Source organism: Bacillus sp. FAU20 (genome assembly GCF_056033865.1).
Map to the genome: position 1 here is coordinate 203,983 of NZ_JBVYHY010000024.1, position 15,378 is coordinate 219,360.

The window sequence follows — 15,378 nt, forward strand, 5'->3', positions numbered from 1 at the left end:
GAATGCTTTTTTTTATTCTTTGGAGCTCGACTCATTTGAAGATAATTCACCTTTGAAGGTACGTTCTTCAAAATCATCAAGCATTTGTTCATATTCTTCATGCTCTTCTGTAGCGAAAACTTGTGGGTTTTTCCCGTACATATCCGTACCGATAAAGTTTTCAAAATCCTCCACGTAGCCTACGTTTTCTTCACTATTCACGTACATGCCATTATAGTTTTTTGAATCTTGTCTTTCTAAATCGGACGGTGTTTCAGACGTTCCGTAATTTGCGACATCTTGCCACGCATCTTCCGCATCGTACTCAACAGAATGATCCTCATCATGCTTGTGAAAAGAAGGGGATAACACTTCTTCTTCAACTGGTCGTGTATTCATATTTAACTTATTTGTCGCGTGCTGGATGCATGTTGTAGCAGTCGGCATTGCTTCCAATCTTTCAAATGGAATTTCTTCGCCAGACACTTCGCAAATGCCGTACGTACCTGCTTCTATTTTTTGCAGGGCATGTTTCGTATCCGCTAGTTGTTTATGCCAAAGTTCAATAAGCCCGAAGTCTTTTTCACGCTCATATAGCTCTGTTGCCATATCAGCTGGATGATTATCGTAGCTAGATAATTCCCCAACGGAATCACGTTCAGATGCACGATCTTCATTTTCATGTGTTTGTATCGTTTGCTCTAGTTCTTGTTTTTGCTTTTCTAAAACGGATTTAAATTGATTTATTTGTTGTGGAGTTAACATAGTCGTCCACCTTCCTACAATTCAGTTTCTTTACATAGTATGAGCGTTGCGAGGAGGAATTATGAGCTGAAATTGGTATATGAAAAAGGAGCCGCATTAGCAGCTCCTTTTAAAGGAAATATCCAAGTAATAATCCGATTCCCATGAGGAGACCGAAGATTGTGTTTGTTTTTGCTGTTGCTATCATCGCAGGTACCATTTCCATTGGAATGCTTTTGCCGATAAAGCCTTTCGTCGCTTTAAATGCTTTCGGTGCACTTAAAAATACGATAAGCATCCATGGTGATACGATGCCCACGATAATTAAAGCAATTGTCCAAATATAGGAAACGATGAACATAGAAGCGAGTACACCAACGGCTCTTTCACGTCCAACGAGAATGGCTAACGTTTTACGACCGTTTTCTTTATCGCCATCTAAGTCACGGATGTTATTCGCTAGTAAAATGGCACCAATTAAAATGGAGCTTGGAATAGATAGTAAAATGACTTCCGATGTTACAGCCCCAGTTTGAATAAAGAATGAAATCCCGATAATAATGACACCCATAAATAATCCGGCTGTTAACTCTCCAAATGGTGTATACGCAATGGGAAGTGGGCCGCCTGTATAAAGGTAAGCAACGGCCATACAAACAAGACCGATTGCAGCAAGCCACCAGCTAGAATTCATACAAATATAAACACCTAATAGTATTGCGATGCCGAAAAATCCAAATGCTAAGTTAAGCACTGTTTTTGGCTGAATGCCATCGCGAACGATAGCGCCGCCGATACCGACTGAACCTTCGTGATCGAGCCCTCTTTTATAATCAAAGTATTCATTAAACATGTTTGTTGCTGCCTGAATGAGAAGACAAGCAAGAAGCATTATAAGGAAAAGAGGGAGATGTATTTGATTTATACCTCCGACCTGCATTGCATAGGCTGTTCCGATGAAAACAGGAACGAAAGCTGCTGTTAATGTATGGGGACGTAGTAAACTCCACCAAATGCGCCAGCCTGTTTGCTTACTTGGCTTTGGCGCCGTAGGAGAGGAATTCGTTTTGACGTTCATTTCCATGTTGAATCCTCCTTTGGTCACATATTGTACACAACTAAGTGTAGAAAAAGCATCATTTAGTGTCAACGTTTATTTTCTAGGAAGAGAAGGTGAATTTCTCAGAAATGCTAAACGTTGACAGGCCTTTCGTTTGAGGTGTATCTTAAAATCAAGCGTAATTATGACTATTTTTCGCCCATAGGGGGGAGACAATTGTGATTCAAACGAAACAAATAGGCTTGCAAGAAGTTCTAAGTGCGGCCATTAAGCGTGCAACTGATGAAAAAATATTGGTGAGCTTCGTAAAACAAATAGACTGGATGGATCCGCTTCTGTTTTATGCAGCAGGAAAAAGGATTGCATTCGAAAATAGATGTTATTTTGCAGACCCAGCTCAGCATGTAATATTTGCTGGAATTGGTTCTGTTTTCACTATAGCAACTGCTTCTCACAAACGCTTTCAAACTGCTCGTGACGAGTGGGATAAAGTAAAAGAGAAAGCATTTGTACAAAGGGAAAAATACGAATTTGGAACAGGTCCTCTTTTATTTGGCGGGTTTTCATTTGACCAAGAAAAAGAGAAAACAGATTTATGGAAAGAATTTGATGATACGACATTTTCACTACCAGCATTTTTATTAACTGTAAAAAATGAAAAAGCATGGTTAACAATGAATACATTCGTTTCAGCAACAGATTGTGCAGAAACTCTTTATAACGAAATTGTTTCTTTAGAAGAGAAAATTTTTGAGAAGAGTAAATGTGCACTACAAGGATCGAAATTAACAGTTACTTCTAAAGTAGAAGTGGATCCGAAAGGCTGGATGAAGGCTATTGAGAAAGTGCAAGATGAGATGAAGCAGGGAAACGTGCAGAAGGTTGTATTAGCGAGGGAGCTAAAAGTAGAGATGGATCATCATATTGATTCTGCGCTTGTTTTAGAAGCACTTCGCATTGGGCAACCGGATTGTTACGTATTTTCTTTTGATTATAAAGGAGCATGCTTCTTAGGAGCGACGCCAGAGAGATTAATTCGCAAAGAAGATGAGAAGTTTACTTCAATGTGTCTTGCTGGTTCAACTGGTCATGGTCAATCTATAGAAGAAAGTAAGCGAAATAGTGATGCGCTTCTTCATGATGAAAAGAATTTAGCTGAACACGGTTATGTTGTGAACATGATCAGGTCGGTATTAAATGAGCACTGCGAATACGTTAATATTCCAGAAAGTCCAGGTTTATTAACAACGAAAAATTTAATTCATTTATATACGCCTGTAGAGGCAAAAGGCGATGCGAGTCTTTTAACGATGGTAGAAGAATTACATCCAACACCAGCTCTTGGCGGGACACCTCGTTTAGAAGCGATGAAATTAATTCGTGATGTTGAATTGCTAGATAGAGGATTATATGGTGCACCGATTGGCTGGATAGATGATGAAGGAAATGGTGAATTTGCGGTTGCACTTCGCTGCGGATTATTAAATGGCGAGAAGGCATCCTTATTTGCCGGTTGCGGGATTGTAATTGATTCAGTACCGCAACTTGAATATGAAGAAACAAGTTTGAAGTTTAGACCGATGCTTGGTGCTTTGGAGGAATTAATGAAATGAACAATCATATAGAAGCATTATCATATTATTTAGGCGCGTTCGTGGATGAACTGACGCGTCTAAATGTATGTGATGTTGTCATTAGTCCAGGCTCACGGTCAACGCCGATTGCTCTACTAATGGAACAACACGAAGGAATGAACACATATTTACATGTAGATGAAAGATCTGCAGGATTTTTTGCGCTCGGTATCGCAAAAGCGAAAAAACGTCCGGTTGCATTATTATGTACGTCAGGAACGGCAGCAGCGAACTACTATCCAGCTGTATGTGAAGCTTTCCATTCACGAGTGCCGCTTATCGTCTTAACGGCAGATAGGCCGCATGAATTAAGAGATGTCGGTGCACCACAAGCGATGAATCAATTTAATTTATACGGTACTTTTGTGAAACAATTTACAGAGATGGCACTGCCAGAAGCAAGTGAAACGATGTATCATTATGCTCGTATGACGACGCAGCGCACGATAGCAAATGCTTGTTTAGCGCCGCAGGGTCCTGTTCATCTTAATTTTCCAGTTCGCGAGCCACTTATACCTGATTTCTCACTAGAAAGCTTATGGGATAAAGGACGTAGTGAATATACAGGAGTAGTTCAACAAGGAAACGCGGTGATGCCGAGTGAATATGTAGATTCTCTTGTAGGGCGCCTTTCACATATGGAAAAGGGGCTTATTATTTGTGGAGATGATAGTCATGCAGAAATCGCAATGTTTGCGGTAGAATTAGCTGAAAAAACTGGCTATCCTATATTAGCAGACCCACTTTCTAATATTCGTAGCGGGCACCACGATAAAACGATGGTAATTGACTGTTATGATACATTTTTACGAAATGAACAGTTAAAAGAAACATGGAAACCGGATGTTTTAATTCGCTTTGGTGGTATGCCTGTTTCTAAATCGTTAACGCAGTTCATAAAAAAACAAACGAAAGCAGTTCATATCGTTGTCGATGAATCAGGACAATGGAGAGACCCAGCTCTTGTTGCGACAGAAGTTGTGCAAGCAAGTGACATTGAATTCTGCAAGGCATTAATAGAAAAAATGCCAGTTATGAAAAAGAATGATTGGTTCCGAATGTGGCAACATATAAACGAAAAAACGAAGGAAACGCTTCGTGAAATGGAAACATATGAAACTGCATTTGAAGGAAAGGTTATTACAGATATTGTGCGCGTATTACCAGAAGACGCAACATTATTTGCGAGCAATAGTATGCCAATTCGTGATACAGACTCATTCTTCTTCACATCGGATAAAAACATCCATGTGATGGCAAACCGCGGTGTAAATGGTATTGATGGAATCATTTCGACAGCTCTAGGAGCGAGCGTTATTTGTGACCCACTTGTATTAGTGATTGGTGATTTATCATTTTATCACGATTTAAATGGACTGTTAGCAGCAAAATTACACGAATTAAATATAACGATTGTCGTTGTAAATAATGATGGTGGCGGTATTTTCTCATTCTTACCACAATATGAGAAAAAGGAACACTTCGAATCGTTATTTGGAACACCGATTGGGCTTGATTATGAACATGTTGTCAAAATGTATGGCGGTTCATTTAGTCGTGTAAATGGTTGGGAGCAATTCCGAGAAGAGGTACAAAAAGGAACAAGGGCGGAAGGTTTACACGTTGTAGAAATTTGTACGAACCGTGATGAAAACTTAACATTGCATCGTAAATTATGGGCAAAAACGCAGGACGTAATTACTGCATCGTTGCAAGGTGAATCAAAATGAACGTAACACTGCAAGGTGTATCGTATGAATATGAAGTAGTCGGAAGCGGGGAACCACTTCTACTTCTTCATGGTTTTACGGGAAGCATGGAAACGTGGCGTTCTTTCGTTCCTTCTTGGAGCGAGCAATTTCAAGTCATTTTAGTAGACATTGTTGGGCACGGAAAAACAGAAAGCCCTGAAGATGTGACGCATTATGATATTCGAAATGTAGCATTGCAAATGAAAGAACTACTAGATTATCTTCATATTGAAAAAGCGCACATACTCGGCTATTCAATGGGCGGTAGACTGGCAATTACGATGGCATGTCTATATCCAGAATATGTACATTCTCTTTTATTAGAAAATTGTACAGCTGGGCTTGAAAGGGAAGATGAGCGGGAAGAACGCTGTGAAAAAGATGAGCGACTTGCTCACAAAATTGAGCGAGAAGGCATCGAAAGTTTTGTAACAATGTGGGAAAATATTCCGCTATTTGAAAGGCAAAAAAGTTTAGAACAAAACGTACAAGAAGCAGTGCGAAAAGAAAGACTTGCTAACAATCCAAAAGGGCTCGCAAATAGCTTGCGCGGCATGGGAACAGGGGCTCAGCCTTCTTGGTGGAATGAGCTGCAAAACTTAAAAATGCCTGTTCTTTTAATGAACGGGGAGCATGATGAAAAGTTCTTTCGCATATTAAAAAACATCGAAAAATGCGTCTCTGACGCGAAATTTGTCAAAATTGATGGTGCTGGCCATGCAATTCATGTGGAACAACCGGAAAAGTTTGATACAATAGTAAAGGGATTTCTAAAAACTATGCAGTGATGCTTTTTTCAGTTAAGAATGAAGTTACACTTATAGAGGAGATCAGAAATATACAAGGAGGTAGTTGTAATGGCTATTGAATGGGTAAAAGAAGGCAATTACGAAGATATTATTTATTCAACATACAATGGTATCGCAAAGATTTCGATTAACCGCCCTGAAGTACATAACGCATTCCGTCCTAAAACGGTAATGGAGTTAATCGACGCTTTTGCACATGCTCGTGATGATGCAAATGTTGGCGTTATCATTTTAACAGGTGAAGGTGGACGTGCATTCTGTTCTGGCGGCGACCAAAAAGTTCGCGGTCATGGTGGATATGTAGGTGACGACCAAATCCCTCGTTTAAATGTATTAGATTTACAACGTCTAATTCGCGCAATTCCTAAACCAGTTATCGCAATGGTAGCAGGTTATGCAATCGGTGGAGGACACGTACTTCATATCGTATGTGATTTAACAATCGCTGCAGACAATGCTGTATTTGGACAAACAGGTCCTAAAGTAGGAAGCTTTGACGGTGGATACGGAGCTGGTTACTTAGCTCGTATGGTAGGACACAAGAAAGCTCGCGAAATTTGGTACCTATGCCGCCAATATAACGCACAAGAAGCGCTTGATATGGGCTTAGTAAACACAGTAGTACCATTAGAACAACTTGAAGCAGAAACAGTACAATGGGCAGAAGAAATTTTAGCAAACAGCCCAATGGCACTTCGCTTCCTAAAAGCTGCATTCAACGCAGACACAGACGGTCTAGCTGGTATTCAACAACTAGCTGGAGATGCAACGTTATTGTACTACACAACTGACGAAGCAAAAGAAGGTCGCGACGCATTCAAAGAAAAACGCAGTCCGGACTTCGGTCAATTCCCTCGTTTCCCGTGATCAAACCAAAAGCGGAGCCGACTGCTTAGCCCCGCTGGCTAAGGTTCTTTCGCACAGAAAGTGTTTTTTACTTTCTCGTGCGGAAGGTTCTTAGACGGAAGGGGCTAGGAGGCGCAGCTAGATGTAACCAAAAGCGAAAGTAGCTCGTTCAGAATGTGAGGGGGATGGAGCTTCTGACGTAGAGGCGCTTTTTGCCTCGTAGGAAGAAGTGAAGCCACCGAACATTCTAGCTGCTGTAGCTAGATGAAACCAAAAGCGGAAGCAGCTTGCTTAGAACAAGAGGGCGTTGGAACTCCTGACGAAGAGGCGCTTTTTGCCTCGTAGGAAGGCGTGAAACGACCGACTGTTCTAGCCGCTGTAACTAGATGAGATTAACCGGAAACAAAACAACTAAGAGACTTGATGTCATATCAAGTCTCTTTCTTTCATGAAAGGAGAATGAATGATGGAGACGATGCCAAATTGGTTAATGCAACGTGCATTTTTAACACCAGATCGCACTGCAATTGAAATAGAGGAAGAGAAAGTTACTTTTATGCAGCTGCATGAAAAAGTAGTATCTGTTTGTGAACACCTCACGCATGTTGGAGTGAAGCGTGGGCAAAAGGTGGCTGTTCTGATGAAAAATGGTATGGAGATGATTACAGTTATTCACGCCCTATCTTACGTAGGTGCAGTAGCTGTGCTTTTAAATACGCGTCTTTCAAGAGAAGAGCTACTTTGGCAAATGGATGATGCTGAAGTTATTTGTTTAGTGACGGATCAAGATTTTGAGGCTAAAGATATTCCTGTATATTCATTCGCCGAAGTGATGAATGGACCAAAAGAGGAAGCCTCTATACAAGAAGAGTTTTCTTTAGAAGAAGCGATGACAATTATTTATACGTCTGGGACGACAGGGAAACCGAAAGGCGTTATTTTAACGTACGGGAATCACTGGTCAAGCGCGGTTGGCTCTGCGCTTAACTTAGGCCTTCGTGATGACGATTGCTGGTTAGCTTGTATGCCGATGTTCCACGTTGGCGGGCTATCTCTTTTAATGAAAAATATTATGTATGGCATGCGCATTTTACTCGTTCCGAAATATGATGCTGATTTTATTCATAAAGCACTTCAAACGAGAGGCGTTACGATTATTTCTGTCGTTTCTAAAATGTTGACTGATTTATTAGAGAGACTTGGAGAAGGGGCATACCCATCTTCTTTAAGATGCATGTTACTTGGTGGAGGACCAGCGCCGAAACCACTATTAGAAACGTGTGTAGATAAAGGAATTCCTGTATATCAAACGTACGGTATGACAGAAACGTCTTCACAAATTTGTACGTTATCAGCTGATTACATGTTAACGAAAGTAGGATCAGCCGGAAAACCACTATTTCAGTGCCAACTCCGTATTGAAAAAGATGGCGTAGTAGTGTCGCCATTTGCGGAAGGTGAGATCGTAGTAAAAGGACCAAACGTAACAGGCGGTTATTTTAACCGCGAAGATGCGACGCGCGAAACAATTCAAAACGGATGGCTTCATACTGGTGACCTCGGTTATTTAGACGAAGAAGGATTTTTATACGTATTAGATCGACGCAGTGATTTAATTATTTCTGGCGGAGAGAATATATATCCGGCTCAAATTGAAGAAGTGTTGCTTTCTCATCCGATGGTTGCGGAAGCAGGTGTGGTCGGGATGACTGACGATAAATGGGGACAAGTACCGGCTGCTTTTGTTGTAAAAAATGGAGAAGTAACAGAAGAAGAAATTCTTCATTTTTGCGAGGAGAAATTAGCGAAATATAAAGTGCCGAAAAAAGCATGTTTCTTAGAGGAATTACCACGAAACGCTTCGAAAAAATTGTTAAGACGAGAGTTAAGACAATTAGTGGAGGAGATGTAGGTGGAAATAAAAAAAGCGACGCTACATATAACGGAAATGCCACTCGTAATCCCGTTTGCTGCAAGCTACGGGACGTATGAAAAGCGTGAAAGTATCGTCATTGAATTAGAAGATACGGACGGATACATTGGATTTGGCGAAGTCGTTGCGTTTTCTGAACCGTGGTACACGGAAGAAACAGTGAAGACAGCGCTACATGTACTTCAAGATTTTTTATTACCGGATTTATTAAAGGCGGAGATTTCTCATCCGAATGAAGTACCTGGTTTGTTCCAACATATAAAGAGAAACCGAATGGCAAAGGCCGGAATAGAGGGGGCTGTTTGGGATTTATATGCGAAGCGCCAAAAGAAATCGCTAGCGACAGTACTTGGCGGAACTAGTCATGAAATTGAAGTCGGCGTTGTAATTGGCCTTAATACGATTCCAGTTATGTTAAAACAAATCGAGAAGTATGCAGAAGAAGGATACGAGCGTTTTAAAGTGAAAATAAAGCCAGAGCATGATTACGAATTATTGAAAGAGATTCGAAAAGAGTTTCCGCATATCCCGCTAATGGCAGATGCAAATTCAGCATATACATTAGGGGATACGGAGAGGCTGAAACGACTAGATGAATTCCAATTAATGATGATTGAACAACCGTTAGCCGATTATGATTTTCTTGATCACGCGGAGTTGCAAAAGAAAATTGAAACGCCCATTTGTTTAGATGAAAGTATTCATAGTTTAGAAGATGCACGCGTTGCGATTACCCTTGGTAGCTGCCAAATTGTGAACATTAAACCAGGGCGAGTGGGCGGATTAACAGAATCGGTTCAAATCCATAATTATTGCATGGAGCATAACATATCAGTTTGGTGCGGCGGTATGGTAGAGATGGGGATTTCACGAGCGCAAAATGTTGCCCTTGCTTCACTGCCGAACTTTACGATTCCAGGTGATATATCTGCTTCTAGTAGGCACTGGGAGAGGGATATTATTTCGCCGGAAGTGATGCTTGAGAGCGGGAAAGTGATGGTGCCGCAAAGTGTTGAAGCTGAGTATGAAGTAGATCGCGGAAGGCTGGCGGAGATTACGAAGCAGCGGCTTGCTTTGGAGCGGTAAATTGAGTCTTTAAAATAGCGGGCGAATTTCGTCGTTAATTGTCGGTAAGTCGATATATTTCAATAATCGCTAATATAATTTGAGTTACGGTCGATATAATTTTATTTACTAAGGTTACTCCCGTGAGTAGCCTTTTCTTATTGTACAAATTGGATAGACTAGTTTACAATCGAGCGTATAAAGTGAAACTTTAATCAGTGGGGCATCCCCACTGATTATTAGTTGAACCAATCGGGCTTTTATGGGCAGTTGATCTTCCACCTAACTTCTTTGATTCACCCGAATTTTGAGGTGGGAGTCTTACTGCCCGCAAATAGCGGGGTAAAGGGGGAGTAAAATGAAGCGCATTTCAATTTTAATAGCGGATGATGAGGCAGAAATTGCTGATTTAATTGAGATACATTTAGAAAAAGAAGGGTACCACGTCGTGAAAGCAGCTGATGGAGAAGAGGCAATTCATGTTATTGAAACGCAGCCAATCGACTTAGTGGTTTTAGATATTATGATGCCGAAAATGGATGGGTATGAAGTGACGCGCCAAATTCGTGCGAAGCATCATATGCCAATCATTTTCTTAAGTGCGAAAACGTCTGATTTTGATAAGGTGACAGGTTTAGTATTAGGCGCAGATGATTATATGACGAAGCCTTTTACACCGATTGAATTAGTTGCACGTGTAAATGCACAATTACGCCGATTTCTTACGTTAAATCAGCCGAAAGTAGCGGAGAATAAATCAGCTTTAGAGGTAGGCGGAGTCGTTATTGATCCGGAGCGAAGAACGGTAAATGTGTACGGAGAACAAGTTGAATTAACACCGAAAGAGTTTGATATTTTATATTTATTAGCGAGCCATCCGAAGAAAGTGTACAATGTGGAAAATATTTTTCAGCAAGTATGGGCGGATGATTATTATGAAGGCGGAAATACAGTTATGGTACATATTCGTACATTGAGGAAAAAACTTGGAGAAGATAAAAGAAAGGACAAGTTAATAAAAACAGTGTGGGGAGTAGGGTATACTTTCAATGGCTAAAAAGATGAGAAGTTTTCGTTCGAAGATGGTTATGCTATTTGCGTTAAGTATGATATTTGCTGGTGGCGTAACGTATATCATTTATCAAGGGTTACGGATTTATTACAAATTAGTCGTTCGTTATGAGGATCCGTTAGCGCAAGTGCGGTTCATGATAAAACAAATTGGGGATGTTAATTTCTTTTTAATTCTTTTCATCCCGCTATCCATTATGTTTTTCTTCTTCCTTACTAAACCATACTTAAAATACTTTGATGAGATTTCAAGCGGGATTCATCATTTGGCGAACGGAGATTTTTCAAATGAAGTGCGCATTTCATCAAACGATGAGTTTGGAGATATCGCACATGAAATAAATGTTGCGAGTGAAAAGTTAAAAGAAGCGGTGGAAAGAGGAGATTTTGCTGAAAGTAGTAAAGATCAGCTCGTTGTGAATTTAGCTCATGATTTAAGAACACCGTTAACATCCGTGTTAGGATATTTAGATTTAATTCTTAAAGATGAAAATTTAACAAAAGAACAAATTAAACATTTCTCCACAATTGCATATACAAAATCGCAAAGACTGGAAAGTTTAATTGATGAGCTATTCGAAATTACACGTATGAATTATGGCATGCTAAAGCTGGATAAAAAGCCGATTGATATAAGTGAGTTGCTTATACAGCTAGAGGAGGAATTGTATCCGTTATTAGAAAAACATCATTTAGAAGCAAGATTGAATGTGGATCCTCATTTACCGATGCACGGTGATGGAAAATTGCTAGCTAGAGTATTTGAAAACTTGTTAACAAATGCCGTACGTTACGGATATGATGGGCAATTTGTTGATATGAATGGGTATGTTGATAATGGAGAAGTTGTCGTACAAATTATGAATTACGGAGATAGCATTCCGGAAGAAGATTTACCGTATCTTTTTGATATGTTTTATACAGGTGATAAAGCAAGGTCAGAGAACCGTGGCGGGACGGGACTTGGATTATTCATTGCTAAAAATATTGTCGAGCAGCATAACGGTACGATTTCTGCTGAAAGCAATGTAGTTAGAACGATATTTGAAGTACGATTGCCAAAAGACGAGAATGTAACAATTTAATAAAAATTTAAACTTTACCCCACTTTTTATTTTAATAGTTTTTTCTATTCTATACGTAAGTTACGTTAAGGAGGAAATAGAAATGAAAAAGTGGGTATTTATTTCTTTTTTTATAGCATGCACAGTATGTGTAGGCGTTTATATATCACCGTTATTTCAAAAGGAAATCGATGTTAAAATTGTCGGAAAAGATGAGCTAGTAAAGGCGGCAAACAACGAGAGGAAAGAGATTACGAAGGAACAAATTTATAAGGGCGATTTATTATTAGTTAACAGGGATTATCCAGTAAAAAAAGATAGTATTAGGTCTGATATTATAAATGTAAATCATAATAGTGAATTAGTGAGAGGCTATGTAATATTTGATAGAAATCTTCGTTTATCAAAGGATGTTGTGAAAAAGTTTTTGAACGTTGTCGATGCGGCTGGAAAAGAAAGTGTTAACCATTTTTTGATTAGTAGTGGCTATAGAGATTTCCAAGAGCAAAAACAGTTATATGAAAAAATGGGATCTGATTATGCACTTCCAGCAGGATACAGTGAACATAATTTAGGATTATCACTGGACATTGGGTCTACTCAAAAGAAAATGGAGAAAGCGCCTGAAGGAAAATGGATTGAAGAGAACGTATGGAAGCATGGCTTTATATTACGTTATCCGAAAAATAAAAGTAACATTACTGGAATTCAATATGAGCCATGGCATATCCGTTATGTCGGCCTACCTCATAGCGCAATTATGCAAAAAAAGAATTTCACACTAGAGGAATATTTAGAGTTCTTAAAAGAGGAAAAAGAGATTTCAACTGAAGTAGAAGGTAAGAAATATACTGTTTCTTATTATAAAGTTTCTGGGAATATGAAAGTGAATGTTCCAGCAAATAAGCAGTATGCAATTTCCGGGAACAATATGGATGGGGTTATTGTGACGGTTCAGGAATAGAGAAAAAGGCTGTGCCATTTGGGACAGCCTTTTCTTATATAAGAAAGGAATTGACGTTTCTTGTCTGTAAATCGATATTCCTTGTCGAATCGTTGATATAAATTCCTATACTATTAGCATTTTGAAGGAGCATCTTTTGATTTACTTTTAAACATTATAACGTTATATTTACTTCTTCCTTTTTTTATGTTACGCTAAACGTGTGAAAGAGACATAAAATGAAACTTTAATGTAAGCGCATTCTTATGGCTTCTTATAGAAAAGGGTGGAAGTACAATGACAGAACGATTCGTACTACGTAATGTGAAACGTGTGAACGGGGAAGAGATTGACATTGTAATTGAAAATAATAAAATCGCACAGGTGACGAAAGCTGGTGTTGGTGAGGGTGGAAAGGTTCTTGATTACTCTGGTACTTACGTATCGAGTGGTTGGATTGATTTGCATGTTCACGCTTTTCCAGAGTTTGATCCGTATGGCGATGAGGTTGATGAAATTGGCGTTAAGCAAGGGGTAACGACAATTGTTGATGCGGGTAGTTGCGGTGCTGATCGCATTGCAGATTTAGTAAAAAGTAGAGAGCAGGCAAAAACGAATTTATTTGCCTTTTTAAATATTTCTCGCATCGGTTTGAAACGAATTGATGAATTATCCAATATGGAATGGATCGATAAAGAGAAAGTAATAGAAGCAGTAGAAAATTATAAAGATGTAATCGTTGGGTTAAAAGCGAGAATGAGTAAAAGTGTCGTTTGTGATAGTGGAATTGAACCGCTTCATATAGCGCGCTCTTTATCTCGCGAAACATCATTACCGATTATGGTACATATCGGTTCAGCGCCTCCTCACATTGAGGAAGTTGTACCTCTTTTAGAAAAAGATGATGTCATTACACATTACTTAAACGGGAAAGAAAATAATTTATTTGATGAAGAAGGTAAACCGTTACCTGTATTACTAGATGCAGTGAATCGCGGTGTGCATTTAGATGTTGGACATGGTAATGCTAGTTTTTCATTTAAAGTAGCAGAGGCCGCAAAGCGTCACGATATTGCTTTTAATACAATTAGTACAGATATTTACCGGAAGAATCGCGTGCACGGTCCCGTGTATAGTATGGCTCACGTTCTTTCGAAATTCCTTTACTTAGGTTATCCGCTAGAAGAAGTAATTGACGCGGTTACGAAACATGCGGCAGAATGGCTGAAAAAACCAGAGTTTGGCCGCATTCAAGAAGGAGATATTGCAAACTTAACTTTATTTACGGTGAAAGATGAGAAGGTTACGTTAATAGATTCAGAAGGGGATCAGCGCATTGCTGAAAGAAGAATTGATACGAAAGGGGTTGTAATTAATGGGTCATTCATTGAATGCTAAGTACGGATTAAAAAGAGTGATTAATGCGAGTGGTAGAATGAGTATTTTAGGTGTATCTGCTCCGACAGATACAGTTATGGATGCGATGAAACATGGGGGACAAAATTATGTGGAAATTGCTGATTTAGTAGATAAAGCAGGAGACCATATTGCAAGAATTCTAGATTCAGAGGCAGCGGTCGTTGTGAATTCAGCATCGAGCGGAATTGCGCTTTCTATCGCTGGTATCGTTACTGAAGGAAATCGCCGTAAAAGTGAAAGACTTCATCAAGAGGTAATCGCGAAAAACGAAGTGATCATGTTAAAAGGTCATAACGTTCAATACGGTGCTCCAGTTGAAACGATGATTTATTTAGGCGGAGGAAAACTTGTAGAAGTTGGCTACGCAAATGAAGGGAAAGCAGAGCATATTGAAGATGCAATTGGTGAAAATACAGCAGCGATTCTATATGTGAAATCGCATCATGCCGTGCAAAAAAATATGATTTCTGTTGAAGAAGCATGGGAAGTCGCGCAAAGAAATAACGTACCACTTATCGTGGATGCGGCAGCTGAAGAAGATATTCAAAAATATGTGAAGTATGCAGACCTTGCCATTTATAGTGGTTCAAAGGCAATTGAAGGGCCTACTTCTGGTATTGTTGGCGGGAAACGAAAATATATTGAGTGGCTGAAAGTGCAATTATATTGCATTGGAAGAAGCATGAAAGTTGGGAAAGAAACAACTTTTGGTTTACTTCAAGCACTTGATGAGTACGGAGTAAAAGAAGATAAGAGTGAGCAAGAAAAAGAGTTATTACAAGTACTTATGCCGCTAAAAGAATTAAACGGTGTAAATGTAACAATCGTTCAAGATGAAGCGGGAAGAGCAATCTTTAGAGCACGTATTCATATTAACGAAAAAGAGTTAAATAAATCGGCAAAAGACGTTGTGACAGCATTACGCGAAGGAGAAATTGCAATCTACACACGTGATTACGGAGTAAGACAAGGATTCTTTGATATCGATCCACGTCCACTTCAAGGTGATGACATACATGTGATTGAAGAAAAATTGAGAGAAATTGTAGGGGGAAATTAA

General features: G+C 39.4%; 13 protein-coding genes. 11 read left to right on the top strand and 2 right to left on the bottom strand.

Features of this window, described 5'->3' with window-relative positions; translation table 11 throughout:
* Positions 1 to 12: 12 nt before the first annotated feature.
* Together AC0OM3_RS21485 and AC0OM3_RS21490 are read right to left on the bottom strand one after the other, a co-directional pair.
* The gene (locus AC0OM3_RS21485; RefSeq protein WP_000957367.1) at positions 13 to 744 is read right to left on the bottom strand and encodes a yteA family sporulation protein; all 732 of its coding nucleotides are present in this window, start codon (positions 742 to 744) and stop codon (positions 13 to 15) included.
* Between the two features lie 109 nt (positions 745 to 853).
* Positions 854 to 1,807: a 1,4-dihydroxy-2-naphthoate polyprenyltransferase gene (locus AC0OM3_RS21490; RefSeq protein WP_000425763.1), complete on the bottom strand. Its 954-nt coding sequence runs from the start codon at positions 1,805 to 1,807 to the stop codon at positions 854 to 856.
* Positions 1,808 to 2,001: 194 nt separating this feature from the next.
* Between AC0OM3_RS21490 and AC0OM3_RS21495 the strand changes: the two genes are divergently transcribed.
* The 11 genes from AC0OM3_RS21495 to AC0OM3_RS21545 all read left to right on the top strand — a co-directional run bounded on the left by AC0OM3_RS21495 (position 2,002) and on the right by AC0OM3_RS21545 (position 15,378).
* On the top strand, positions 2,002 to 3,396 hold the full coding sequence (locus AC0OM3_RS21495; protein WP_000616717.1) for an isochorismate synthase: 1,395 nt from the start codon (positions 2,002 to 2,004) through the stop codon (positions 3,394 to 3,396).
* The gene (menD, locus tag AC0OM3_RS21500; RefSeq protein WP_001059227.1) at positions 3,393 to 5,147 is read left to right on the top strand and encodes a 2-succinyl-5-enolpyruvyl-6-hydroxy-3-cyclohexene-1-carboxylic-acid synthase; all 1,755 of its coding nucleotides are present in this window, start codon (positions 3,393 to 3,395) and stop codon (positions 5,145 to 5,147) included. The genes AC0OM3_RS21495 and menD overlap by 4 nt, the downstream gene beginning before the upstream one ends.
* The gene (gene menH, locus AC0OM3_RS21505; RefSeq protein WP_001103374.1) at positions 5,144 to 5,956 is read left to right on the top strand and encodes a 2-succinyl-6-hydroxy-2,4-cyclohexadiene-1-carboxylate synthase; all 813 of its coding nucleotides are present in this window, start codon (positions 5,144 to 5,146) and stop codon (positions 5,954 to 5,956) included. The genes menD and menH overlap by 4 nt, the downstream gene beginning before the upstream one ends.
* Before the next feature lie 69 nt (positions 5,957 to 6,025).
* Positions 6,026 to 6,844 carry a 1,4-dihydroxy-2-naphthoyl-CoA synthase gene (gene menB / locus AC0OM3_RS21510; RefSeq protein ID WP_000963875.1) on the top strand — a complete coding sequence of 273 codons (819 nt, stop codon included), beginning with the start codon at positions 6,026 to 6,028 and terminating at the stop codon, positions 6,842 to 6,844.
* Between the two features lie 445 nt (positions 6,845 to 7,289).
* Entirely contained in the window at positions 7,290 to 8,735 is a 1,446-nt protein-coding gene (locus AC0OM3_RS21515; RefSeq protein WP_000449585.1) for an o-succinylbenzoate--CoA ligase, read from the top strand.
* Positions 8,736 to 9,842, top strand: a complete 1,107-nt coding sequence (gene menC / locus AC0OM3_RS21520; RefSeq protein ID WP_000403288.1) for an o-succinylbenzoate synthase — start codon at positions 8,736 to 8,738, stop codon at positions 9,840 to 9,842.
* 337 nt (positions 9,843 to 10,179) lie between these two features.
* Positions 10,180 to 10,878 carry a response regulator transcription factor gene (locus tag AC0OM3_RS21525; RefSeq protein ID WP_000822498.1) on the top strand — a complete coding sequence of 233 codons (699 nt, stop codon included), beginning with the start codon at positions 10,180 to 10,182 and terminating at the stop codon, positions 10,876 to 10,878.
* Positions 10,871 to 11,977, top strand: a complete 1,107-nt coding sequence (locus tag AC0OM3_RS21530) for a HAMP domain-containing sensor histidine kinase (RefSeq protein ID WP_001085277.1) — start codon at positions 10,871 to 10,873, stop codon at positions 11,975 to 11,977. The genes AC0OM3_RS21525 and AC0OM3_RS21530 overlap by 8 nt, the downstream gene beginning before the upstream one ends.
* Before the next feature lie 82 nt (positions 11,978 to 12,059).
* The gene (locus AC0OM3_RS21535; RefSeq protein WP_000759398.1) at positions 12,060 to 12,920 is read left to right on the top strand and encodes a D-Ala-D-Ala carboxypeptidase VanY; all 861 of its coding nucleotides are present in this window, start codon (positions 12,060 to 12,062) and stop codon (positions 12,918 to 12,920) included.
* A gap of 276 nt (positions 12,921 to 13,196) precedes the next feature.
* Entirely contained in the window at positions 13,197 to 14,297 is a 1,101-nt protein-coding gene (locus AC0OM3_RS21540; RefSeq protein WP_474212980.1) for an amidohydrolase/deacetylase family metallohydrolase, read from the top strand.
* Positions 14,275 to 15,378: a DgaE family pyridoxal phosphate-dependent ammonia lyase gene (locus AC0OM3_RS21545; protein WP_474212981.1), complete on the top strand. Its 1,104-nt coding sequence runs from the start codon at positions 14,275 to 14,277 to the stop codon at positions 15,376 to 15,378. The genes AC0OM3_RS21540 and AC0OM3_RS21545 overlap by 23 nt, the downstream gene beginning before the upstream one ends.

Coding starts and splice junctions, on each gene's coding strand:
- AC0OM3_RS21535 (WP_000759398.1), top strand. CDS start 12,060: ATGAAAAAGTGGGTATTTATTTCTTTTTTTATAGCATGCACAGTATGT.
- AC0OM3_RS21490 (WP_000425763.1), bottom strand. CDS start 1,807: ATGGAAATGAACGTCAAAACGAATTCCTCTCCTACGGCGCCAAAGCCA.
- menH (WP_001103374.1), top strand. CDS start 5,144: ATGAACGTAACACTGCAAGGTGTATCGTATGAATATGAAGTAGTCGGA.
- AC0OM3_RS21525 (WP_000822498.1), top strand. CDS start 10,180: ATGAAGCGCATTTCAATTTTAATAGCGGATGATGAGGCAGAAATTGCT.
- AC0OM3_RS21540 (WP_474212980.1), top strand. CDS start 13,197: ATGACAGAACGATTCGTACTACGTAATGTGAAACGTGTGAACGGGGAA.
- AC0OM3_RS21545 (WP_474212981.1), top strand. CDS start 14,275: ATGGGTCATTCATTGAATGCTAAGTACGGATTAAAAAGAGTGATTAAT.
- AC0OM3_RS21530 (WP_001085277.1), top strand. CDS start 10,871: ATGGCTAAAAAGATGAGAAGTTTTCGTTCGAAGATGGTTATGCTATTT.
- menB (WP_000963875.1), top strand. CDS start 6,026: ATGGCTATTGAATGGGTAAAAGAAGGCAATTACGAAGATATTATTTAT.
- AC0OM3_RS21485 (WP_000957367.1), bottom strand. CDS start 744: ATGTTAACTCCACAACAAATAAATCAATTTAAATCCGTTTTAGAAAAG.
- menD (WP_001059227.1), top strand. CDS start 3,393: ATGAACAATCATATAGAAGCATTATCATATTATTTAGGCGCGTTCGTG.
- AC0OM3_RS21515 (WP_000449585.1), top strand. CDS start 7,290: ATGGAGACGATGCCAAATTGGTTAATGCAACGTGCATTTTTAACACCA.